This window comes from Acinetobacter albensis (assembly GCF_900095025.1).
In the GTDB taxonomy this organism is placed as follows: Bacteria; Pseudomonadota; Gammaproteobacteria; order Pseudomonadales; family Moraxellaceae; genus Acinetobacter; species Acinetobacter albensis.
Window position 1 is genome coordinate 37,617 of record NZ_FMBK01000016.1, and the last position, 24,116, is coordinate 61,732.

A 24,116-nucleotide genomic window follows, 5' to 3' on the forward strand; every position below is an offset into this window, starting at 1 on the left:
AAATACACTCTTAATCGAGAAACAGCATGAAGGATTATCAGGCAAAAAATACCTTGGCAATGGCTATACGGGCAGTATTATGGGGAATGCCCTTAGTTGTAAGCAGCTTTACTCCCACTGCTCTCTATGCGGCCAATATATATGCTATTTCGATTGCTCATACTTCCCTTGACCAATCTCTTAAACAGCTTGCTATTCAAACAGGAACAACCATTAGCTATGATGCCGCATCCCTCTCTAAAATAAAGAGCGCAGCACTTAAGGGAAATTATTCTGTAGATCAAGCATTGGCTTTATTATTGCAACCAAATCAGTTAAATTCCGTGAAAACATCCAGTGGCGGCTATAGTATTCAAGCTCAAATCAATACTGCAAAATATCAAATTTCCAATCAGAATCAAGCAAATGAAAGTTCAGTTACAGGAACAGATTCGGCACAATTAGCAACCATTTCTTTAACGGCAAATCAAGGAAAGTCTCTAACAACCGAAGGCTCTGGTTCATATACAGCAAAAGCAACCACTGCATCAACAGGCTTGGCACTGAGTCTAAAAGAAACACCACAATCTGTAAGTGTCATGACACGTCAACAAATGGATGATCAAAACTTAACTCAAATTACTGACGTGGCCAATCAAGTCGCTGGTTTGACTGTAAATCAATCGGGTAATGTAGGGTCAGATAGTTCACCCATCTATGCACGTGGGAAAAGTGTTGATAGTTATTTACTCGATGGGGTGAAATTACTCAGTACGTATTCTTCTATTTTTCAAAGCCAAGATACTGCTCTTTTCGACCGAGTTGAAGTCGTTCGTGGTTCAACAGGCTTAATGACGGGTGCTGGAACGGCGAGTGCCAGTATTAATATGGTCAGAAAGAAACCATTACAAGACTTTAAAGCGTCTGTAAGTGCAGATGTCGGTTCTTGGAATTCATATCGTACTGATCTGGATGTGTCTTCCCCGCTTAATGACTCAGGCAGTGTTCGGGGGCGTACAGTCTTTGCTTATCAAAATTCAGATTCCTATATAGATCGTTTTAATGAAGAACGTAAAATTGCTTATGGTGTTGTTGAAACAGATCTAACTGAAAATACTCAAGCGAGTTTAGGTTTAAGTTATCAACAAATTTATATCACAGGTCAAGCACGTGGCGGGTTACCCGCGTTTAATAGCGATGGAACACGGACAAACTGGTCGCGCTCTGATTCAGCTGCACCCAATTGGTCATATTCTGACAGAGCAACCACTTCAATATTTGCAGACGTGAATCATCAATTGTCTGATCATTGGAAATTAAAAACATCTTTAGCGCATATTATTACAGAGTCAGATGAATTGGTGGGTTACGCCAGTGGAGGAACACCCAATAAAGACACTGGAAGCGGTGTTTCACTTTATTCAACCCATTGGGCATATAAGCCCATCCAAAATTTATTCAACATCACATTAAATGGCTCATTTGACTTATTGGGGCAAACGCATGACCTTGTTGTGGGTTCAACCTTAACAAAAAGTAGTAATAGTCAGCCCTACTTCACCAATTGGTGGATTGATGGATGGAGTGGAACGATTAAAAATATTTATGAATGGGATGGCAATACACCTAGCCGTCCTTACAATCCTGCTGTAGGTTGGACAAAAGAAGATAATACAAGCTCATCAATATTTGCAGCTGCTCACTTTAAATTGAATGATGACTTGGCATTATTGGTAGGTTCACGATTAGAAAACTGGAAACTTAAAAAAGAAAATAATAATTATAAAGAAAATACGATTACCACCACAACGCGACAAGAAAATAATAAAATTATCCCCTATATCGGTCTCATTTATGATTTCAATGATTATTGGTCAGCCTATACCAGCTATACCAATATCTTTTCACCTCAAGATAGAAAAACTTTGGCTGGTAATTATATCGATCCATTAGACGGAAATAGTACTGAACTCGGTATAAAAGGTGCTTTTTTTGATAATCAATTCAATATTGGCGTGGCAATATATGAAACTCAAGAAGATAATCTGGCGGTTGCTATCCCAGACAATTCAAATGGTTCTAAAGTGCTTGCTCCAGATGGTTCCCAAGCTTACCGAGCCGAATCTGGAACAAAAACTCGCGGTTTTGAATTAGAGGCAACTGGAAAATTAAGTGACACTTGGCAAATTTCGAGCAGTTTTTCGCGAAATTTAAGCAAAGATAGTAAAGGAAATTTATTAAATCCAAATATTCCAAGCAATACAGCCAAAATTTTTACGACATATACACTCCCTTACTTGGATGAAGCAATCACGATAGGTGGTGGTATTCGTTGGCAAAGTGAAATCCATTCTGCAGATCGAAAATTCACACAAGGTGAATATAGCGTTGTAGATTTAATGGCACGCTATAAAATAATGAATAATTTAACGGCAAACTTAAATTTAAATAATATTTTTGATAAAAAATATTATTTAACAACAGGTAACAGTTATTATGGTGCACCCACCAATTTTAGAGTTGGGTTAAAATATGATTGGTAAGTGATCATATTATTGCAAGGATTTAATAGGCATCTTTGGGTGCCTATTTTTATTTCACTCAAGATTAATTTGATTAAATTATAAATTAAAAAAAACTACAGAATAAATGAGCTTTTATTTGTACTTGTTCGACTTATTAGAGAAACATACTCGCAGACGAGAAATCTCATGAAGGAATATCGAGTAAATAATGCATTGGCCCTTGCCATGCAGACCATTTTTTTAGGCATACCACTCACTGTATGTAGCATGACAACAACATCTATATATGCAGCGACTGAACATAATATTTACATTGCAAAAACTTCACTTGATCAAGCTCTAATAGATTTGGCCATACAATCAGGTATTACGATTAGCTATGATTCCGTTACTCTTTCTAAATTGCAAAGTTCGGGCTTAAGTGGTCATTATTCAACTGAGCAAGCTCTGGTATTATTGTTAGCACCACATCACTTACAACCAGTAAAAATAGCCACTGGTGGATATGGTATTCAAGCCAAGGTCATCACAGAAAAAAAAGATGCTCAAATAGTGCAATTAGCACCGATTTATAGCCAAGCGGCTCATTTAAGCAATAAAAACCTCGTATCCGGCAGTGAAAATGAATTCGGGGTATCTCAATTACCCACTATTTCAATGGTTGCAGCTTCTGACAAACATATGGTTAATGTTGGAAAATCAGCACAAAACTTAAAAGAAGTGCCCCAATCCGTCACGGTCATCTCGCGTGAACGTATGGATCAACAAGGTTTAAAAACCTTAGATGATGTGATGCTGCAAACCACAGGTGTGACACGAGAACAACTCTGGTTAAATAACAACTATAGTTCTCGTGGTCTAAAAATAGAAAATATCCGTTACGATGGCGGTGGTACATCAAGCGTTCAGGATAGAAACAATAATGCAGACATGGCGCAATATGAATCCGTGGCTTTACTTCGTGGTGCTGACGGGCTATTTGGTGCAGGAGAAGCTGGCGGGGTCATTAATCTAACCTCAAAACGCCCCAAGGCTGAAACTGAAATCAATTCTACTCTAAGCATCGGTAGCTGGAATAATTATCGTGCTGAAATTGATGGCACAGGCACGTTAAATACTGAGCAAACTATTCAAGGCCGTGCTGTTGCGGTTTTCCAAGACCAAGACTTTTTCTATAAGCCGACTCATAACCGCCGTGAAATGTTATACGGAGCACTCAACTTTGAACTGAGCCCACAAACCACTTTATTTACGGGTGCAAGTTACCAAAAAGATAAAACCGATGCTTTTAATGCCAGTTTACCCCGTTGGCAAGATGGCGAAGATTTGAATTTACCACGTAGTACAACCATGGGCGCACCTTGGGGATGGATGGAACGTGAAAATATTTCTCTGTTTGCAAATGTACAACATGTATTTAATGACGACTGGAAAACGCAATTTAATGTCCGTCACAATATTGGTGATGATGGGATTAATACTGCCGAAATGGAAGGTGCTGTCAACTATGAAACCCTTGAAAGTCAATGGTGGCGTAACCAAAGTAAAACTGATTTTAAAGAAACCACTGTCGATTTAAACCTACAAGGCAGTTTTAATTTATTTGATCAAAAGCATGATGTGATTTTAGGTATTGACCACAGTAACAGCACGAAGGACTATAAAGAGAACTGGATTTACTATGGAAATGGTAATGCTTTTGAACATGTTGCTCCACCAGAATGGGCTTATCCGCCAACTGAGTGGGAAACCATAAATCAAACAACCAATAAAAAAACGGGTTTATATGGTTCGCTACGTTTCCGTCCAGTTGAAAATCTTGCGCTGATTACTGGTGGACGCTATATTTTAAAAGATGATAATAATGTTCATAATTTTAAAGCCCCCACTGGCAGCAACCCCGATACAAGGACATTACAAGACAAACTATTTATTCCTTATTTTGGCATTGTCTATGATGTGACCGATGTAACAACACTGTATGCGAGTTCAACGGAAATTTATAAAAGCCAAGCCAACTTGTTGGATGTTAACAATCAACCTTTAGAGCCGATTACAGGTACAAACTATGAAATAGGGATTAAATCGACCTTATTTAATGATCAATTGAATACCAGTTTTGCTTTATACCAACTCAAGAAAGAAGGTGAAGGGAATAGAATAAGTGGAAATTGGAGTAGTCCTTGCTGTTATATCGATAGTGGTTTATATGAAAGCAAAGGTTTTGATATTGAAGTAAATGGCAACATCACACCTGAATGGGACATGTCTATAGGCTATACTTATAACGACAATGAAAATAAAAACAATATCAGTAAGTCACTCAATAGTTACACACCTAAACACCTCCTCAAAATTTGGACAAATTACAAATTAGATCAATTCGTGGAGGGGCTTGAAGTTGGTGGCGGTTTAACAGCACAAAGTAAAAATTATAAAGATGGTTGGGTTCAAGCATATAACCCACTAACAGGAAAATATGATGGGGCATGGAATGAAATGCAAGTCGTGCAACCCAAATATTCACTTTGGTCATTACGAGCGGCTTATGCAATCAATCCTAATCTCAATTTAGCATTCAATTTGAATAATATTTTTGATAAATGCTATTACAGTACAATCGGTCAACCTGGCTATGGCAGTTTCTATGGTGAACCCAGAAGTTTTCTTTTAACACTTAAAGCTAAATATTAAAACAATCAAGTCAGTCATATAAAGCTATGACTGACTCTTCTTTTTTTCTTTATATTCAGAGGTCTTAATATATGATTATAGATTCCCTTAAGAATGATATTGTATGGCTTCCTAATATTAGGTTTAAAAAATCTACAAAAATGCTATCAAAAATATAGAGGTCTATTCAATTTTTGACATGTATTATTTCTAATTTAACGTATTTTTGTGTTTTATGGTCCGAAATCCTACATGACTGATGGCCAAATTCGCTTCCTGCGATTGTCTGGCGCTGGCGCGATATCGAGCACAATAATTATCGGAACAAAGATAAGAACCACCTTTGATGGTGTAATTATTGGCTATATTGGAGAACTCTGTTTTGATTTGTGCATGATTGCCCATGTGATCATCATGATTTCCAGAAAATGGACTTCGCGTATATTCCCAAACGTTACCGATCATATCGTATAAGCCATAAGGATTGGCTTCAAAACAACCGACTGGAGCAACATCAGGAAAACCATCCTGAACCTCATTTTGATAAGGGAAATTACCTTGCCACACATTGGCGTTAACATGCTTTCCCTGATGTTCGGCCGCAACATCTTCTTCTTTGGTAAAGGACTTTGCAGCATACTCCCATTGCTCTTCAGTCGGTATTTCTCGACCTAACCAGTCTGCGTATGCAATGGCATCTTTTAGTGTAGCTAATCGAACGGGTTCATTCGGTAAAATCTTTCTTTTTGCTTGCTTGCCCCAAGGATATTTCCATGAGATTCCTTTTTCTAGCTTCCACCACCCCAAATCATTAACAGTCTGATCTGGCTGAATAAATACAGCAGCTTCGCCCTGCTTTTCGGATTCCGTGACATAACCTGTAGCATCGACAAAAGATTGGAATTGGGCATTGGTAACTTCAGTGGCATCAATATAGAAATTATCCACTTTACGCTGAGAATTTGAGATTGATTTTTCTTCAGGATAGGCATGATTGTTGCCTATATTAAAACTGCCGCCTTGGATTGAAACCATACCCGAAGTTTCACTTTCCAACCAACCTTTAGGTAATCCCGAATAACTTTTACAAGCTTCCAAACTACCTAATTTAATCACTGGGTTTACATCTTCCTGAGGATTCGAAGTATGTTGTGAGCATGCAACCTGTAGTAGGCTGAACGAAAGAGTAAGAGAGATATTTTTCATCTGACTTCCTGTCATATTAAATCCGTTAGTGGGTATACATTAAATTCAAAATTTAACATATACCCGATAAATTTAGATTAGTTGGGATTCTTTAAAAAGTCGGGCTGTATGCACGTATTATAAAAACAGTTCATCTGACCATATTTATAGCGAACAGGTGCGTTCACCACACCTACATGTTGAGCATATTGATCCCACTCTTTTGCAAGCTGCGCGGTTTTTCCAACTTCTTTATCTGCTAGATTATTGATCAAAATTGGATCATTTTTGCGATTGTAAAGTTCCCATTGACCGGTTCCATAAGGTGGAGCTTGCATCTGAATAGCCCAATCACCCTTATAGTATGCACGTCGTGTATTAAATTCCCAACCAATTCCACGTTCAGCCTGTTTTTTACCTTTCAATGTTGGTAGGAATGAACGACCTTCTAGAGCCAATAATTTATGACCATCGTTGGTTTCAGGACGTTTAATTTTGGTGATATCCAAAATAGTCGGGGTAAAATCCATTGCACTCATAAAATTATGATTAATATCATTCTTTTGTTTCGAATTTGGATATTTAATAATTGCTGGAACGTGAATTCCGCCATTCGCTAAATAACTTTTAAAATATGGATACGGTGTAGAGGAAACCTGCGCCCATTGTGGACCGAGTGCTATATAGGAATTTGTTTTACCCATATTTTCAATACTATTATCAAAAGTTTCATCAACCCACTTACGAATACCATCAGTGTGATCTTTTGTTCCTAATGATTCAGGTGTTGAGGATTCTGCTCCATTATCGGACATAAACATGACAATAGTATTGTCTAACTCGCCCGATTTTTCTAATTGATCCAATATTCGTCCGACATTATGATCCAAATTATCAATCATAGCCGCATAAACCTGCATGGTTTTGGTTTGTTCCGCTTTTTGTGCAGGTGTTAATTTATCCCATGAAGGTAATTTATCCGCAAAAGGATTATTTGCTTTGGTATTTTTTGGAATAAGACCAAGTTCAATTTGTTTGTTTAAACGCTTTTGACGAATAGCATCATAGCCATCCTGATAAGCGCCTTTGTATTTATTCAGATATGCATCAGGGGCTTGTAAAGGCCAATGAGGTGCTGTGTAAGCGACATAAGCGAAGAAAGGTTGATCTTTTTTTCGATCATCTTTTAAATAAGATAAAATCTTATCAGTATAAAAGTCTGTTGAATAAAAATCTTTAGGTAGCTTAGCAACTTGACCATCTTCTTTATATTTTGCAGGATAGCCCTGAAAGAGTCCCTGATCTTTAAAATGGTCTGCACCACCTGGAACTAAAACAAAGGAGCGATCAAAACCTCTAGCATTGGGTAAACTATCATCACTTCCACCTAAATGCCACTTCCCTGCAATATAAGTACGGTATCCATTATTTTTTAATATTTCAGGTAAAGTCATGACCTGTTTATTGAGTTTTCCCTCATAACCCACTTTACCCATTTGCTCTGGTTGTAAATATTCAGCCATCGTGCCTAAACCAGCTTGATGGTTATCATTACCAGTTAATAGCATAGATCGTGTGACTGAACAGGTTGGACCAGCATGAAAATCAGACATGATTGTCCCACTTTTTGCTAGCTTAGTTAAATTTGGAGTGGAAATCTCTCCGCCAAAAGGCGCAATATCCGAATACCCTAAATCATCTGCTACAATGAGTAGCACGTTAGGCTGTTTAGCCGTAGCAGACCATGCTACCGTTGTTAATGTCATGGGAATTAAAGCCCACATTAATTTTTTCATCATAAAATATTCCTTTTTTACGATACATCTTATATTCGGTTATATAAACCACAGATATTTACCTAAATCATGCTGTATAGCCGTTTTAGTGGCTATTTCAAATTAAGATCAAACACCTTTAATTCAACAATAATTCAGTTAATCAATTTTTTTCTATGCACAATTGAAGCATGAGAAAATACTTATTTAGCAATTCTAGTTTAACCATCATGTGTAATATTCAGTATAGAAATCCCTATCCACTTATTCATGATTTACTGTTCATTTAAATGGACAGAATGTTTTTGATTACGTGTTTTAATTGTTCTATTGAGTTCTTGGGTGTTTTCGGTGTAATCAAAATGAACGCTATCGTCGTTCACTCACTACATTTGAATGCAAAAAATGCAAATAGGCATAATGAACATACATAGTTAATGAACATTGTACTTATCAGAGAAGTTGGTTGGGCAAAAGAAATCACCTTTAGACTCCGATCTCAAGAATGCTTAAAATGATTCAATATTCTTTTTCTATAAATGAAATTTTTATGAAGTGAATTATAGATGTTCTGAATTTATTAAATTTCCAATAAAATTTTAGCAAAATTTAAGAACAGCACCCTTCAGAATATCTCAGACCATTTACTGTTATTCATACAGCTAAAAATGGGGTCTAAATACAGACTTTTGATGTTGTAAACAGGTTTGCATATATTCAGCATAAACAGATAATTTTTCATAAATATGTTCAGAATAGAACATATCTTCAATTAAATGGATGGATTGATGCTTATTATAACTATCACAATACTGAAGTAATTCGGCATTTATAACTGAAAATTTTTCACACAATTCAGTATATTCTGCATTTTTGTTTTTAAATAATAATTTGCGCATATTCAGCGCATCACTATCGATCATTTTTTGATGATGTTGAGTATTAATTAAATAGATATTCACTTTAAAAAATATTTCTAATTCCTCTCTTTTTGCAGGATCAATTTTCAAATTTGTAATGATAAAAATACTTGAAATATCTGCTCTACACAGGGCCTTAATCATCGAAAAATATAAGAAATCACTTTCTTCTAATTCAGTGAAACTGAGATCTAAATAAATATTTAAAGTGTTCAAAACGTCATCTATTTTCACGTTTTGCTTTTGTTCAAGCGGATAGTACTTATTCAAAATATTCAGAACAGGTAAGGATGCTGGTGTATTATAAATAACTGTTTTATTGAGGTTCGCTAAAATAAAGGGTGAAAAAAGAAAAGCCAAACTTGCTTGCTGTGCTTGAATTTCAGATTGAATAATATAGTGAACTTTCAACTTTGAAAATTCACGTAAAACTTTGGCACGTAATAAGGTTGCTTCTAAATTGACATATTGCTGCTGCAATTTATGCTTCAATTGTTCAGAAATAACCTGTATTTCTATAAGTTCTAAGAGTGTATTTAATTTCTCTGTCACACACATTGCATCACCCTTTAGCTTAAATCTGCAGGTTCATCGAGCTACTCACCTTTTTAATCAATATGTAGCATCATATTAGATACAGACATCTTCAATAAAAAATAATGGCTCAATAGAACAGACAGATTTTGGTGGGATGCAAAAGAAAAGTATAGCTACAAAAATAGCAGGATAAAATATAACAGATGAAAATAGCATTTATATCACTGTTATATTTTCTCTCTTTTTGCTTTGTCCACTCTCCTTGGCTTTGGAATTACCTCTCGATATTTGAATAGAAAAATGAGGATTGGGCTGAGTTGACTTGCTATAGGAGGGAACTATGATAAAAGAATATGAATAGCTTGATCTATCTATATTCTGCTTACATTATGATGAACTGAATTTTTATGTATAAATCTGAAAAACTTGCGAACAGCCTGAAACTGCTAATTGAAAATGGAACTTGGAAAGCCAATGAAAAATTGCCTTCCTTACGCCATCAAGCAGAACAATCAGGTTTGAGTTTGATTACTGTCATGAATGCATATCAAGAACTTGAAGCACAGGGACTCATTTATTCAAAAGAGAAGTCAGGTTATTTTGTCATCGCACAAGAACTTTCAAATAATGAACAAAATCAAAATGTCACACTAAATCCTAAAATTGAAATTAACTCGACTGTATTTCAATATTTAAAATCTATCCAATCCGATCATCTCATTCCTTTCGGAACCGCTTTTCCGAATAGCCAATTACTCTACTCACCCAAATTAATTCAGACTTTGGGACAACTTGCTCGTCATAGATTGAGCTATGAACAAACCCCTAGCCTACCACCCGGTAATTTTGCTTTACGTAAATTGATTGCTCAACGCTATTGTATGCAAGGAATTCAAACGGACCCATCAGACATTGTTATTACCTCGGGTGGATTGGATGCCTTGAACTTGTCCTTACAGGCGATGACAAAAACAGGTGACTATATTTTATTACAACAAACGATTTTTTATGGTGCTTGGCAAGCAGCAGAACGTTTAGGTTTGAAAGTGATCACTATTCCGACACATCCCGAACACGGAATTGATCTGAACGCCTTTGAACAAGCCATTCAAAAATATCCCATTAAAGTCTGCCTACTCATGCTGAATTGTCATAATCCTATTGGTTTTACAGTCAAGGATGAAATTAAATTTCAATTGGCAAAGTTGCTTCATCAGCATGAAATTCATTTGATTGAAGATGATGTTTACGAAGAACTGTATTATGATCAGAAAAAACCTTTATCAATGAAATACTTTGATCAGCAAAATTTGGTTCTACATTGCTCTTCCTTCTCTAAAACATTAGGCGCAGGCTTTCGTATTGGTTGGGTCTATGCGGGGAAATTTTCTGAACATATTCAACATATTCAATTGATGAGTACGCTATCGGTCAATCCATTTATTCAAAATGCATTAGTTGAATATTTATCACACCGCCATTATGAGAAACATTTAAAAAACTTACGCGTGTCTTTACAACGAAATAAAAAACAATTTTATCAATATCTTAAAGAAAATTTACCCATGGGTTGTGAAGTTGAATATTATCCAGCGGGTTATTTTTTATGGATTGAACTACCCGAATATATCGATAGTACACATATTTATCAGGCATTATTAGATCGAAATATTAGTATTGCACCCAGCATTTTATTCAATGCAAACTTTGCGAAACAAAATAATTTTTTACGTATCAATTGTTCTTTTGACTTTAATGATCGGATTGAATCAGCTTTATCTCATGTCGTTGAGTGTATTTATGATGCTATCAATAATAATCATCTTAGATAGTCATTTATACTTTTTACCATTTTAAAGTCTTAATTCATTCTCAAAATTTGTATGCATGTTATTGTATTTGTCCTTACAACTATAACAGATGAATTAAAACACATAAATCTGTTATATTTTTTTAATCATTTTTTGTATCTATATGTTTAAATCTAAACATTAGATAATTATTTCATCTTAAAGATACAGTAGAGATTTTTACATGAAAGCGTTAAAAAGAAAAAATAATGCTCTTTTTGTGTTTTTTATCATCACCATTTATGCATTTCTTGGCTTTGGTTTAGGCTATATTATTTGGGAATATTTTTTATAAGAAGGATAGAGAGCAATCAAAGTCAAAGTTTTGATGGACACTCTACATCTTGATATGGCGATAGTCCAAATTTCCTTTTAAATAATCATACCGAGATACTTTAGCGGCAGTCAGATGAATTATGGCCTCCTCTCCCATATCTATATATTACTTGACCACTACGGGAATGCTTTTAAATATAAAGGTGAGTGATTCTCTTGCCTAATTTTAATTTAAAGACATAGTTTAAAGCATTGAAATACTCAAAAATAAAAGCTATCTGCATTAAACACGCAGACAACTTTTATTTTTAACACACTGTTCAATTAGAAACTCATGCTCCATGCTAATTGTGCGGTACGCGGTGCGCCGAGGAATAAATAGTCATCCCCAAAGAAACTACCTACATCACGCCAGTATTTTTTATTGAATACATTATCAACGTTGAATCGAACTGTATTCTCATTACCATAGGCTCGGAAGTTATAGGCTGCACCTGCATCGAATACGGTATAGCCTGATACTTTTACAGTGCCAGATTTATTGGCGTATTTGCTGCTGCTGTATTGCATACCTGCAAGTAAACGTAACCCTTCGACTTGAGGCATTTGGTAAGACACATGGCTAGCAAATCTAACAGTCGGTACATTTTGAGTTTGATGGCCTTTATAAGCATCTACCTGTATATCTTCCAAACGTGAACGAGTCACAGCCAAAGTCGATGTCATATCTAGATTTTCAGCAACGCGACCTTGCAAGCCCAATTCCAAACCGAGATTATGCTGTTCACCATCGGTGACATAATAATTGTCTAAGTTGGTATATTGATGGTCTTGTTTTAAATCAAACAAAGCTGCAGTAAACAATAGCGTTTGCCACTGCTGTTTAAGCCCTAACTCATATTGGCTTGAATGTCTAGGTGCTAATGTTTCAAAGGCATTACCTGCGATGCCTTTATCCGGATTACCATAGGCAGACCACGGTGCTTGACTGCCGTCGCTGATCCCTTTGGCATACGAAGCATACAGATGAGTGTTCTGCCAAGGCTGATACATCAACGCAAGCTGTGGCAAGAAGCGATTGAAGTCGGTGTCACGAATGCTGTTGCCATCCGCTGCATAGGCACTTTCATTTAAATGTAAAAGCTTACCGCCCAGCAAAACTGACCATGCATCATTAAATTCGATTTGATCCAACACGTTGAGGGCTGTTTGTTGACTATCCAATGATTTGTAATGATTACCTAAGGCTTTATCCGTAGGCGTATAGGTAACAGGATCATTATCAATATTTCCTGAACCTATCCATTCATTGATTGCATCATACTGAGTATGGCGTTTGTAGGCATGTGACAATTCTAAACTCAGGTTGTGTTGCCATGCTCCAGTGCTGAATTTTCCGTTTAAACCTGTTTTAAATTGATTGGATAGATAACTGTCATCTGGGCTGCGGAAATCATAAATGTCATAGTTACCATCAGTGTAAAAGGTGTATGCAAAGGCTGAATAATCATCTACAACCACACGACTTTGTGAAGCAGACAGATTGCTGCTCCAGTTATCATTGATTTGATAGCTATATTTCAGACTCGTATTTAGACTTTCATTGGTGATTGGTTTGCTCCAGCTTTGATAGCCCAGCAAACGATCCCATTCCACTCCTGTCGGTACAGTTTCACCACCAAGTAGCTGATAACCTGGTACCGAACGCTGTTTTTGATGCTGTGATTCAATATCAAATTCAAGTTTTGAACGATCTGAAATTTTCCAGTCTAAAGCCAATGAACCAAACAAACGCTTGCCATCGGCATGTTCAACATACGGGTGAATGTCTTCATAAGCTGCATTCACACGATATCCAAACTGTTGATTGTCTCCAAGCCATCCACCAAGGTCAGTCGCCACACTGCTGCCGCCATGACTGTCTGCTTCAAGGGTTAAAGACTGGACATCTTTGGGGCGTTTGCTCACGTAGTTCACTACGCCGCCCGGCGTTGACATCCCACTTTGAATCGCACTTATGCCTTTTAGTATTTCAACTTGCTCTTTATTTTCAAGCGCTATATTTTGCTCACCGCGTAGCAAATTACCGTTTAGTAAATAACTTGATCCCGCATTTAAGCTAAATCCACGCATCACAAAGTTTGCATAGTAACCAATGGGTGCATAGCCATCACCAACAGACGCATCATTCTTTACCACATCACTCAATGTTTTCGCATGTTGATCTGCTATCAGTTCAGCAGTAACAGTGTTAATAGATGCAGGGATTTCAGCAATGTTTTGCTGAATAAAACCTGATAAATTCACTTGTGGTTGATAGTAAGCAGTTTCTGCGGTTTGAGCAGTCACTGTGATTGTGGCAAGCTGCGCTGTATTATTTTCACCCTCAGCATGTGCCAGTTCTGCACTTAACCCTAAACATGAAAATGAACCAACGGCCAGCAATGCTTTTTGTAAACGAGAAAATGAAAATGAATACTTTTTCACAGTAACTTCCTAACCCCAAAAGATAATTTTATAGCTTGAATTATGCGAGCATGAGTATTCACAATTTTCTGAGATTGAACAAGCATTACTAAAATATATCTCAAAAAATTTGCAGTGAACTTCCCTCTCAAGCTCAAACCAGAAACTAGGTGTTAGCGCTATAGAATTATGTCAATTTTTAATACAGTAATACGTTAAATTCATTGAGATCAATTTAAGAAAAATCTCTAATTATTTGATCATTTTTCAACCAAAATAAAATTTAATTGATTATTATCAATTGATTTATGTCTGAATTTATCCCCAATTTCTGCGGATAAGATTAGGGATAATTTTTTATTGATTTTGTACGTTAAAGCTTACAAGAATTTAGGTATGTTGCGAGTATACCATTTCGTGTTTATTTCTTATTATAGGGATATAGAGAACAGGATGTTCCGCCAATAACAATAATAGAATCAGCATAAGGAATATGAGGTACGACAGGAGTTCTACCTAAGGCATCAAATATGAAAAACCCTGACAGGATGTCAGGGTTTTTTTATCTCTATATTTCTGAAATCAAGAATAGTTTTATACATCCACAATATGAATTAAGGCTGCTGCTGAGCCATTCTGATATCTACATACTCTACTTAAAGCCTCCTTGAGCTGACATGCAATTGCTTCAAATCTCATTTGGCTTGGAAACTCTTTGGTGCAAATTTTGACAGCAAGCTTGATATTTCAGCTGAATAAAGCAGAAGATTTTTCTTGTTTAAGCATGATCTTGATGAATTCGGCTTTAAATTATGCTCTATAGCTCAGACAAGCATGTTAACTCATCATATCACTCCTTTTGATTAATTCTATCTCTTTTAAAATCTCTGATTTTTTAGCAAAAATTCACGATAAAAGCACTGCAATAAAAAGAATAAAATATGAGATAAATAATGGAAATTATTCAGCGTAAAGTAGCCATAATCGACAAATAAGTAATTATCATTTGTTAATATTTAACAAATAGAAACAATTATCATTTTTCTGAGTTGTAAGATTTATGTTATTTTTACTTTAATTATTTATTAATAAATCACCTTTTTTATTCACTTTTCTCATGATGTATTCAATATATGAAACAGGTATCAGATGATTAAGTGCCGCTACCTGTTGGCCTTATTATTACCATGTGCGCTAATTTCCTTGTTTGTCGGAGTCGGTAATATGACTTGGCAAGGCTTATTAAATGGGCAAATGCAAGACTGGCAAATTTTTTGGACCAGTCGGTTTCCACGTTTAATGGCGATTGTTGTAGCAGGCGCAGGATTGAGTGTTTGTGGTCTGATTATGCAAACATTGACGCGTAATCGTTTTGTATCTCCTACTACAGCAGGGCTTTATGACTGCGCGCGTCTAGGAGTATTGGTTTCAATTATTCTAATCCCTACAGCATCTATATTTTTAAAAACTGGATTCGCAATTGGAGTGACTCTGCTTGGTGCATTGGCATTCATGGGAATTTTATCAACATTAAAACATCGAGATACTGTATTTGTTCCATTGGTAGGGATGATTTTTGGCAGTATTATTTCAGCTTTTACTACATTTATTGCCTTACAAATGGATTTGCTACAAAGCCTCTCAGGTTGGTTACAAGGTGATTTTTCCACTATTCTCAATGGACAATATGAACTGATTTATTTCAGTGTCCCAATACTCGTATTAATTTATATTTTCGCAAACCGATTTTTACTTGCAGGTTTAGGCGAAGATTTTGCTGTTAATCTAGGCTTAAATTATAAAAAAACCTTATTCGTTGGCTTAGCTTTAGTATCTGTAATTACAGGTGTAGTCATTATTACTGTGGGAGCAATTCCTTTCCTTGGTCTTATTGTTCCAAATATTGTCAGCTTATATCTAGGCGATAATTTACGTAAAACCTTACCTCACACGGCTTTGTTAGGGGCCTTATTGGTACTAATGTGTGACATTTTTGGTAGAGTTGTTATTTATCCTTATGAAATTCCTATTAGCTTAATTATGGGAGTATTGGGTAGCGTAATTTTCCTTGCACTACTGATTAGGAAATATCGCCATGTCTAATCAACTTAAGTTAATGCTTCTCGTACTTTTAATTTTTATCAGTACCGCCGTATATTTATTTTGGGACATGGGTGAAGCTTGGCAATATGCTTTATCTCTTCGGTTGAAAACGGTTTTGGGGATACTCGTTACAGGTGTAGCTGTCGGTATTTCTACCCTCATCTTTCATACTATTGTAAATAATCGCGTGGTTACTCCTCAAACATTAGGTTTGGATAAACTTTATGATTTATCCAAAACCCTGATTATCTATATCTTTGGTGCCAGTACCTTACTTTCGTTAAATATAGTAGCCGACTATTTTATTAGTCTGTTTCTCATGCTGATTTTTGCTTTAATGTTATATCGTTTTATCTTTCGTAAAGTTGCCGATCAAAATATTTATTTTCTCTTATTAATCGGCCTTATTTGTGCAACTTTATTTGATAGCATGACCACATTTTTTCAAGTTTTACTTGATCCCGATGAATTCCAAGTTGCAGCTTATGCGGGTTTTGCAAGTTTTAATTTTGTCAAAATAGAACCTTTAATTCTTGCGACTTTGACTATATGTCCTATTTTAATGTATTGCCTTTCTAAACTTCATATTTTTGATGTGATGGCATTAGGTCGAGATCATGCTCTGAATTTAGGAATGAACTATGACAAAACCAGTCGTACCTTTTTAATTTTAGTCGTATTGGCTTTAGCTTCGGCGACCGCATTGGCAGGCCCGATGATGTTTCTCGGCTTATTGGTGTTGAATATTAGTTTAGAAATTTTTAAAACACATCAACATAAAGTTTTATTGCCTGGCATTATTTTAGTTTCAATCGCATCACTTTTAATTGGTCAATCGATTGTTCTCCATGTTCTTAATCTTAAAACCACTTTGAGTGTCATCATTAACTTTGTTGGCGGCATTTATTTCTTCTGGATTCTACTGAAGGAGAATAAAAAATGGCAATTGTCTTAGAAAATATTGATAAATCTTATCATGGTACTAAGGTGGTCGATCAGGTGTCCTTAGAAATTGCTAAAGGTCAATTTACTGCATTTATTGGCCCAAATGGCGCAGGCAAAAGTACAGTTCTCGGCATTATGAGCCGTTTACTCTCTGCCGATTCAGGTACTGTTTATTTAGACGGTCAAAATCTTTATAAAATGAATCATGCCGATGTGGCTAAAAAAATGGCGATTTTAAAACAGGCAAATCATACAGAACTCCGCTTATCGATAGAAGACTTGGTTGCATTTGGACGATTCCCCTATTCTCAAGGACGTTTAACTGAGCAAGACCATCGCGTCATTAATCAAGCGATTGGCTATATGGATTTAGAAGAAATGCGAACCAAGCAGTTGAGTGAACTCTCAGGAGGGCAACGACAGCGTGCTTATATTGCAATGGTATTGGCACAAGACACAGATTACATTCTTTTAGATGAACCACTCAATAACCTAGACATGAAACATTCAGCGCAAATTATGCGTGTATTGAAAGATCTTAGTCTAAATCATGGAAAATCTATCATTGTGGTCATTCATGATATTAATTTTGCTTCAGTTTATGCTGACCAAATTATTGCAATGAAAAATGGTGCTCTTGCTTACCAAGGTTCGCCAAAACAAATTATGCATGAAGATATTTTAGAAGATATTTTTGATTTTCATATTCCCATTCAAGACATTCAACAACACAAATTAGGCTTATTTTTTATTAGTTAGGAGATTGTTATGTTTTTAAAAAAAACACTCATTGCGCTTGCTTTTGCGAGTGTATTGGTTGGATGCTCTCAACAAAATACAACATCGGCATCTCAATCCCAAAGTGCTGCATCTACCGAGATGCAAACATTTTCCAGTAAAGCTGGTGAGATTAGCATTCCTAAAGAATTAAGCCGTATTACCGTTTTAGATACCAACTCTTTAAATACTATTCAAGAATTAGGCGCAAGCGATAAAATAGTTGCATTACCTAGAGGTACTCCACTTCCTAAAGCGCTTAGTCGTTTTTCTAAAGACCAATATATTGATGTCGGAACCGCAAAAGAACCAAATTTAGAAAAAATTGCGTCAAGCAAACCACAATTAATTATCATGAGTGCACGTATGGAAAATCTGATCGATCAGATTAAAGGTATCGCACCAACTTATTTTAACCAATTGGACTATAAGGATCGGGTTAATTCTTTTAAACAACAAACTTTAAATATTGCTGAAATGGTCGGTAAAAAAGCGGAAGCTGAACAACAACTCGCAATATTAGACCAACAGATTGCAACTTTAAGAGAAAAAACCAAAAACAAAACTGCATTAGTGATTTTAGTTAATAATAATAAATTATCTGCTTATGGTGTAGGGTCACGCTTCGGGCTGATACATGATCTTTATGGTTTTTCACCTGCCGACCCTGCGATTAAAGTCGGTACGCATGGCATGTCTGTTTCGCATGAATTTATTAGTGAAAAAAATCCAGATTACTTATTTGTTATTGACCGTAATGCAGCTATTACTGATGGTGATGGTGGAACAAAAAAAGTCTTAGACAACAATCTAATCAATCAAACCAACGCTGCTAAAAATGGCAATATTGTATTTTTAGATTCAAGTACTTGGTATCTAATGAATGAAAGTTTAGGCGGAATGAAAGCAATGGTTAAAGAGGTATCTGCAGCAGTAGAATAAAATTTTAATAAGTATGGATATCTCAAATATTCATACTTTATTTAATTTCAGTTTGAGGGTTCCATTAAATTATGAAAAATAAATTTACAGATGGGTCTTATCATATCAAGTTCATATTTGACTCATACTACATTACTTTATTCTCTGGGTTTCACCCGTCATAGACTCCTTCATTACGCGTCTAAAACTGGATCTGTAATGGTTCTTGATTTTATCAATCAGTCAAAATCAATCATACAGTCGTCACACAAACGTTAATCCACTTATGACAAGTTTATCAACTTTAAATTAGAAATCACTTATCTAAAAAATAAACCTAATTTAAAAAATAAATTTAATTTAATAAAGTTAAGAACCTTGCCATTTTTAATCCTTAATGGTGCTTATATTGGCGTGTACAGTAACCACGGATTACCTCTGGCATGCGTAGTTGCAAATGCTTGGTTTTACGCCCTGCCACCCGCTCACGCCATAACTTAAAACTACTCGACTTTAAATTTTTCCGCATTAAACGAACCACAGCAGATTCATTTAACCCAAACTCACGCTCTATGGCTTCAAAAGGGGTTCTATCCTCCCACGCCATTTCAATAATTCGTGATAGATCTGCACCATTAGATTCGACAGTATTATTCACAGCATGGTCCTGATCATTTGAAAATAAAAATATCTTAAAGATGGAAAAGTTGCCGATCTGTATCGGTCTATCTACTTTTTTAATCTTGAAGAAATCATGTTTACACATTTGTATTTTAAAAAATACGAAATGAAGAATTTGTGATTTTTTTAAATTTTACCTGATTATTCATATTTAATTTCAATTTTATAAACCATATTCAAACTCTTAAATGCATTTGCTTTAAAATTGAATATGATGAAAAAAAAAGCATCCTTTGAATCTCATTTAGTGTGAGTCTTTTTTATTTGTTGCAATGTCTATTTCTTTCATAAATTGTTTAAATTTCAACTTTAATTGAATATACTTTTGATTTAATTTAGCTTCATCCCATTTTAGCTTAAAGATTTTAGCAGCAGCTACTTTTTCGGGATCTTGATCTTCAAAGTTTTCTCTTAATAATTGTTCACGGCCATGTGCTCCACTCAAGCCTTTCTTGTCTAATGGAACTGCGCCGTTATATTTTTTACCTCCTTTATGATTGGCATATCTACGCGCGCGAGTGTATCCCATTTGCAAAAATTTTCTTGCCATATCTGCACCAATAAAATCATCCTTATCCAAATAGTCTAAAAATAATGAATAAATCTTTTCACTGCTGATCTTAGCTTTATTTCTATCTGCAAATTTCCAATAAGGCAGAATTTCTGATTTATAGGGTTCAACCAGCAGTACACCTTGTTCTCCCCGACCAATACGATATAACTCAGGTCTTTCCCTAAAATTGATCTTGTTAAAATCTAAACCATAATCAAAACTATTTGAAAAAACTCTTGAAGCTCTTTTCGGGATATGATCTTTTGAAAATATAGCTTTCATTTAATTTCCTCAAAAATTATATAAAATCGGTTCAATAGGGATATTTTTATTTCAGCCATTAATTTTCGAACTTATGAATTAAAAGTTTTAGAATATAAAAAAACCCTGACATCCTGTCAGGGTTTTTCATATTTGATGCCTTAGGTAGAACTCCTGTCGTACCTCATATTCCTTATGCTGATTCTATTATTGTTATTGGCGGAACATCCTGTTCTCTATACCCCTATGATAAGAAATAAACACGAAATGGTATACCCGCAACATATCTAAATTCTTGTAAGCTTTAACTTACAAAATCAATAAAAAATTATCCCTACTCTTATCCACAAAAATTGGGGATAAATTCAGACATAAATCAATTGATAATAATCAATTTAATTTTATTTCGGTTGAAAAATGATCAACACTATTGGCAAAAAACTATATTCCTGATTAAAATGAACTAAATTATTTTCAAGTTGAATATTTGCATTTTTCAAATTAATTTTTTTAATTTACTGAAAAATAATATTATTTTAAATTATGTTGAATGAGGCTGATGATTATCACTGCCTATTCCAAAAGCTTTTCTCCATGCTTGAGGACTAGTGCCATATTTTTCACGGAAATTCTTTCTAAATGAAACTGTATGATTAAACCCTGAAAGTTCGGTGATCTTTTCAATAGGTAAGTTTGTTGTTTCTAATAGCTCACAACTTAACTTGATTTTTTCTGTATTCAACCACTCAACTAAGGTCATGCCTGTCGCTTTCTTAAAATGTCGTGTGAACGTTCTACGTGTCATATGTGCCCGCTCAGCTAGGCCTTCAATTTGATGTTGTGTGGCTAAATTCTTTCTTAAAAAATCAAGTAAGAGATTAATTTGTGCATCTTGGCTCGACTTTGCTACAGGCTGTTCAATAAATTGAGCTTGTCCACCTTCACGATGAGGTGGAATCACCATTACTCTAGAGACTTTATTTGCAATTTGTGCATTATAGATTTCACGTACCAAATATAGACAGCAATCCAACGCTGCGCCTGTTCCAGCTGAGGTTACAATTCTTTGATCTTCTACATAAAGGGCATCACGATCGAGCTGAATTTGTGGAAATCTCGTACTGAAATCTTGTTCAGCCATCCAGTGTGTTGCTGCTTTTTTATGGTCGAGTAAACCTGCATACGCCAATGCATAAGTCCCGTAGCATAGTCCTACGATTCTAATTCCAGTCTGATATGCCCAATTTAGACTATCAATCAGTATAGGTTCAGGCTTGTGATTAAAATCATCCCATCCAGGAATAATAATCAGATCCAACTCTTTGATGAGTTCAATTCCACCATCAGGAATAATCATCATGGAGTGTTCTGTTTTCACAGGCTGACCATCTATAGAAAAGATTTTAAGCTCAAATAATGGCTTATCTTCAATTTTAATATTAAAGATAATGTGAGGAATGGAGAAGTGAAATGGATTTATATTGGCATAAACAAATAATCCAATGACAGGTATCGCCATTTGATTTCACCTCTCTAAAATAATGAATATAGCATTTTGTCCTAATAGTTTCGATTATTGTCTTTAAGGACAGTTTTTTTGTGGTTCAGTTTCCTTCACTATTCATCTATCAGCAATGAATTGGATAAGTGATATGAATAAAATTTTAAGTAGCTCTGTTATTGCACTCTCTCTAGCAATGGCTTCAGTCCATTTATATGCGAATGATAAGGTGGTTCAGCGAGATACATCTAAAGTGACGCATATACAAGAAATTCGTAATGCAACGATAAAAGTCACCTATGCCGATACGACTTTTTTAATTGACCCAATGTTTGCTAGAAAGGGATTTTATGAAGGTTTTCCTAATAGTCATCGCAGTTATTTACGCAATCCATTAGTTGATTTACCCGTCAAGACTGAAACGATTTTAGAAGGTGTAGATGCAGTAATTGTGACCCATACACATTTAGATCATTGGGATGATGCAGCACAAGCAGCTATTCCAAAAAATATGCCTTTGTTTGTACAGAATAAAGCAGACCAAAAAGTCATCCAGTCACAAGGTTTTAAAGATGTTCGTGTATTAACGCAAGCGACTTTTGAAGGAATTAAGCTCACTAAAACTGGTGGTCAACATGGTACTGACGAAATGTATCGTAATGCTGAACTCAAAGCTGGCTTAGGCGAAGCAATGGGTATAGTTTTTGAAGCTGCTGGCCATGAAACGGTTTATGTGGCTGGTGATACGATTTGGCGTCCTGAAGTTGATCATGCAATTCAAACATTTAAACCTGATGTGATTGTATTAAATACAGGTAATGCATTAATGGATGGATATAAAGAGTCCATCATTATGGGTAAAGAAGACACTTATCACGCAACTCAAAAAGCTCCGAATGCTAAAATTGTTGCTGTTCACATGGATGCCATTAATCATATGTCGGTAACACGTGCTCAGCTTTCAGAATATGTAAAAGACAAAGGAATTCAAGATAAGGTTTTAATTCCAATCGATGGTGAAACTCTTTCTTTCTAAAAACACTTAAAGAAGTGGAATTATATCCACTTCTTTAAAATCATAAGCCAGAACAAAACCAATATGAATTAAATAAAGGAACAGATATGTCAAAATCAGCTTTATTAGTCATCGACTTACAAAATGAATATCTACCTACAGGTAAATTACCATTGGTGAATATTGAACAAACTGCTGCTAATGCAGTGAAGGTAATTGCTAAGGCCCGTCAAGAAGGTACTCAAGTGATTTATGTCCAACATATTGGCAATGCTGAATCTCCAATATTTCAACCCAGCTCAAACGGAATTGAATTTCAGGACACAGTTAAGCCACAAGCAAATGAAACTGTAGTGATTAAAAATCACATCAACGCATTTTTAAACACGAATCTCAAAGAAATTTTAGATAGCAATGAGGTGACTGAGCTAGTTGTGCTTGGTGCTATGAGCCATATGTGCATTGATGCTGCTGTACGTGCTGCTTCTGATTTTGGTTATAAAGTAAAAGTGATTCATGATGCTTGTGCAACGCTAGATCTAGAATTTAGTGGCGTCAACGTACCTGCCGCGCATGTGCATGCAACAATAATGGCCGCTTTTGAATTTGCGTATGCTCAAGTGATATCCACTAAAGATTATGTAAGTTAAAGATTAGAGTCTGTTGACATTTACTGTGCGAAAAAATAGCGAGAAAGTAAAATTATTCAATCGCCCAACCAAATCTACTTCTCGCTCTACCTCGTCCAATCTCGACTGATCAACACAGGTTGAAGCTAAAATCTACTCGTCACAATTTGTGGATGTCTCTCAAACCATCATCTGAGAGGTTTTATTCAAGTCATTATATTTTATTAGATAATTTTTAAATAATTGATATGTAAGATTTTAAAAATTTTTGAGTAAATTAGCTTAATTTTTGATTTCTTTGATTTCTATTGTTTATTTAAATTAATGTATTTTAATGAATGGATTTTTTTGTAAAAATGATCAAATTTTAAAATTTAGATATTTGCTTAGGCTATTTTCTAAATTAACCTCTTTAAATAGCTGTTGTCCTAAACTTTGTAATATGGCTATAAGTTTTGTAGCTGCATTTCTTGCGGCCTGATTTTTTTGCAAAAAATATTAAGTGTATTTGCTTGGTTTCTTGTGATATTGGCGATCATTTTTT

At 35.4% G+C, this 24,116-nt stretch carries 17 protein-coding genes; 10 read left to right on the top strand and 7 right to left on the bottom strand.

The annotated features are described in order from the left end of the window. Nucleotides 1–26: 26 nt before the first annotated feature. The gene (locus tag GA0116959_RS12875) at nt 27–2,522 is read left to right on the top strand and encodes a TonB-dependent siderophore receptor (RefSeq protein ID WP_092721020.1); all 2,496 of its coding nucleotides are present in this window, start codon (nt 27–29) and stop codon (nt 2,520–2,522) included. 168 nt (nt 2,523–2,690) lie between these two features. Beyond that, nucleotides 2,691–5,198 carry a TonB-dependent siderophore receptor gene (locus GA0116959_RS12880; RefSeq protein ID WP_092721021.1) on the top strand — a complete coding sequence of 836 codons (2,508 nt, stop codon included), beginning with the start codon at nt 2,691–2,693 and terminating at the stop codon, nt 5,196–5,198. Between the two features lie 189 nt (nt 5,199–5,387). Here GA0116959_RS12880 and GA0116959_RS12885 read toward each other — a convergent pair whose 3' ends face one another. The 3 genes from GA0116959_RS12885 to GA0116959_RS12895 all read right to left on the bottom strand — a co-directional run bounded on the left by GA0116959_RS12885 (nt 5,388) and on the right by GA0116959_RS12895 (nt 9,615). Beyond that, complete coding sequence (locus tag GA0116959_RS12885) at nt 5,388–6,383, bottom strand: SUMF1/EgtB/PvdO family nonheme iron enzyme (protein ID WP_092721022.1); 996 nt, start codon at nt 6,381–6,383, stop codon at nt 5,388–5,390. Nucleotides 6,384–6,460: 77 nt separating this feature from the next. Further along, a complete protein-coding gene (locus tag GA0116959_RS12890) occupies nt 6,461–8,161 on the bottom strand; it encodes an arylsulfatase (RefSeq protein WP_342341714.1) in 1,701 nt (566 codons plus the stop codon). Nucleotides 8,162–8,799: 638 nt separating this feature from the next. Further along, the gene (locus GA0116959_RS12895; protein WP_092721023.1) at nt 8,800–9,615 is read right to left on the bottom strand and encodes a hypothetical protein; all 816 of its coding nucleotides are present in this window, start codon (nt 9,613–9,615) and stop codon (nt 8,800–8,802) included. A gap of 386 nt (nt 9,616–10,001) precedes the next feature. Between GA0116959_RS12895 and GA0116959_RS12900 the strand changes: the two genes are divergently transcribed. Both GA0116959_RS12900 and GA0116959_RS14435 read left to right on the top strand, forming a co-directional pair. Next, a complete protein-coding gene (locus tag GA0116959_RS12900) occupies nt 10,002–11,426 on the top strand; it encodes an aminotransferase-like domain-containing protein (RefSeq protein ID WP_092721024.1) in 1,425 nt (474 codons plus the stop codon). Between the two features lie 202 nt (nt 11,427–11,628). Continuing rightward, the gene (locus GA0116959_RS14435) at nt 11,629–11,739 is read left to right on the top strand and encodes a hypothetical protein (RefSeq protein WP_092721025.1); all 111 of its coding nucleotides are present in this window, start codon (nt 11,629–11,631) and stop codon (nt 11,737–11,739) included. Nucleotides 11,740–12,044: 305 nt separating this feature from the next. Here GA0116959_RS14435 and GA0116959_RS12910 read toward each other — a convergent pair whose 3' ends face one another. Next, nucleotides 12,045–14,207 carry a TonB-dependent siderophore receptor gene (locus GA0116959_RS12910; RefSeq protein WP_092721026.1) on the bottom strand — a complete coding sequence of 721 codons (2,163 nt, stop codon included), beginning with the start codon at nt 14,205–14,207 and terminating at the stop codon, nt 12,045–12,047. Nucleotides 14,208–15,335: 1,128 nt separating this feature from the next. Between GA0116959_RS12910 and GA0116959_RS12915 the strand changes: the two genes are divergently transcribed. From GA0116959_RS12915 to GA0116959_RS12930, 4 genes are read left to right on the top strand one after another with little or no spacing between them, the layout of a single operon-like run. Further along, entirely contained in the window at nt 15,336–16,289 is a 954-nt protein-coding gene (locus tag GA0116959_RS12915; protein WP_092721027.1) for an ABC transporter permease, read from the top strand. After that, the gene (locus GA0116959_RS12920) at nt 16,282–17,244 is read left to right on the top strand and encodes an iron chelate uptake ABC transporter family permease subunit (RefSeq protein ID WP_092721028.1); all 963 of its coding nucleotides are present in this window, start codon (nt 16,282–16,284) and stop codon (nt 17,242–17,244) included. Before GA0116959_RS12915 ends, GA0116959_RS12920 begins: the two co-directional genes overlap by 8 nt. Beyond that, nucleotides 17,229–17,993, top strand: a complete 765-nt coding sequence (locus GA0116959_RS12925) for an iron ABC transporter ATP-binding protein (RefSeq protein ID WP_092721029.1) — start codon at nt 17,229–17,231, stop codon at nt 17,991–17,993. Before GA0116959_RS12920 ends, GA0116959_RS12925 begins: the two co-directional genes overlap by 16 nt. 9 nt (nt 17,994–18,002) lie before the next feature. Next, a complete protein-coding gene (locus GA0116959_RS12930; protein ID WP_092721030.1) occupies nt 18,003–18,953 on the top strand; it encodes a siderophore ABC transporter substrate-binding protein in 951 nt (316 codons plus the stop codon). A gap of 373 nt (nt 18,954–19,326) precedes the next feature. Here GA0116959_RS12930 and GA0116959_RS14440 read toward each other — a convergent pair whose 3' ends face one another. The 3 genes from GA0116959_RS14440 to GA0116959_RS12945 all read right to left on the bottom strand — a co-directional run bounded on the left by GA0116959_RS14440 (nt 19,327) and on the right by GA0116959_RS12945 (nt 21,946). Then, nucleotides 19,327–19,590: a TIGR03643 family protein gene (locus tag GA0116959_RS14440; RefSeq protein WP_053577924.1), complete on the bottom strand. Its 264-nt coding sequence runs from the start codon at nt 19,588–19,590 to the stop codon at nt 19,327–19,329. Nucleotides 19,591–19,857: 267 nt separating this feature from the next. Then, nucleotides 19,858–20,448 (bottom strand): DUF4385 domain-containing protein, encoded by a 591-nt coding sequence (locus tag GA0116959_RS12940; RefSeq protein WP_092721032.1) that lies wholly within the window; start codon nt 20,446–20,448, stop codon nt 19,858–19,860. 520 nt (nt 20,449–20,968) lie between these two features. Beyond that, nucleotides 20,969–21,946, bottom strand: coding sequence for a GlxA family transcriptional regulator (locus GA0116959_RS12945; protein ID WP_092721033.1), 978 nt, complete (start codon nt 21,944–21,946; stop codon nt 20,969–20,971). A gap of 133 nt (nt 21,947–22,079) precedes the next feature. Here GA0116959_RS12945 and GA0116959_RS12950 point away from each other — a divergent pair, with 133 nt between their 5' ends. Together GA0116959_RS12950 and GA0116959_RS12955 are read left to right on the top strand one after the other, a co-directional pair. Next, a complete protein-coding gene (locus GA0116959_RS12950; protein WP_092721034.1) occupies nt 22,080–22,964 on the top strand; it encodes an MBL fold metallo-hydrolase in 885 nt (294 codons plus the stop codon). Between the two features lie 86 nt (nt 22,965–23,050). After that, nucleotides 23,051–23,593, top strand: coding sequence for a cysteine hydrolase family protein (locus GA0116959_RS12955; RefSeq protein WP_092721035.1), 543 nt, complete (start codon nt 23,051–23,053; stop codon nt 23,591–23,593). Nucleotides 23,594–24,116 lie beyond the last annotated feature (523 nt).

What these genes read in the sequence shown, in the direction of transcription:
- GA0116959_RS12945 (WP_092721033.1), bottom strand. Translation starts at nt 21,946, where the DNA reads ATGGCGATACCTGTCATTGGATTATTTGTTTATGCCAATATAAATCCA.
- GA0116959_RS12880 (WP_092721021.1), top strand. Translation starts at nt 2,691, where the DNA reads ATGAAGGAATATCGAGTAAATAATGCATTGGCCCTTGCCATGCAGACC.
- GA0116959_RS12895 (WP_092721023.1), bottom strand. Translation starts at nt 9,615, where the DNA reads ATGTGTGTGACAGAGAAATTAAATACACTCTTAGAACTTATAGAAATA.
- GA0116959_RS12890 (WP_342341714.1), bottom strand. Translation starts at nt 8,161, where the DNA reads ATGATGAAAAAATTAATGTGGGCTTTAATTCCCATGACATTAACAACG.
- GA0116959_RS12940 (WP_092721032.1), bottom strand. Translation starts at nt 20,448, where the DNA reads ATGAAAGCTATATTTTCAAAAGATCATATCCCGAAAAGAGCTTCAAGA.
- GA0116959_RS14435 (WP_092721025.1), top strand. Translation starts at nt 11,629, where the DNA reads ATGAAAGCGTTAAAAAGAAAAAATAATGCTCTTTTTGTGTTTTTTATC.
- GA0116959_RS12950 (WP_092721034.1), top strand. Translation starts at nt 22,080, where the DNA reads ATGAATAAAATTTTAAGTAGCTCTGTTATTGCACTCTCTCTAGCAATG.
- GA0116959_RS12885 (WP_092721022.1), bottom strand. Translation starts at nt 6,383, where the DNA reads ATGAAAAATATCTCTCTTACTCTTTCGTTCAGCCTACTACAGGTTGCA.
- GA0116959_RS12875 (WP_092721020.1), top strand. Translation starts at nt 27, where the DNA reads ATGAAGGATTATCAGGCAAAAAATACCTTGGCAATGGCTATACGGGCA.
- GA0116959_RS12915 (WP_092721027.1), top strand. Translation starts at nt 15,336, where the DNA reads ATGATTAAGTGCCGCTACCTGTTGGCCTTATTATTACCATGTGCGCTA.
- GA0116959_RS12930 (WP_092721030.1), top strand. Translation starts at nt 18,003, where the DNA reads ATGTTTTTAAAAAAAACACTCATTGCGCTTGCTTTTGCGAGTGTATTG.
- GA0116959_RS12920 (WP_092721028.1), top strand. Translation starts at nt 16,282, where the DNA reads ATGTCTAATCAACTTAAGTTAATGCTTCTCGTACTTTTAATTTTTATC.
- GA0116959_RS12925 (WP_092721029.1), top strand. Translation starts at nt 17,229, where the DNA reads ATGGCAATTGTCTTAGAAAATATTGATAAATCTTATCATGGTACTAAG.
- GA0116959_RS12900 (WP_092721024.1), top strand. Translation starts at nt 10,002, where the DNA reads ATGTATAAATCTGAAAAACTTGCGAACAGCCTGAAACTGCTAATTGAA.
- GA0116959_RS12955 (WP_092721035.1), top strand. Translation starts at nt 23,051, where the DNA reads ATGTCAAAATCAGCTTTATTAGTCATCGACTTACAAAATGAATATCTA.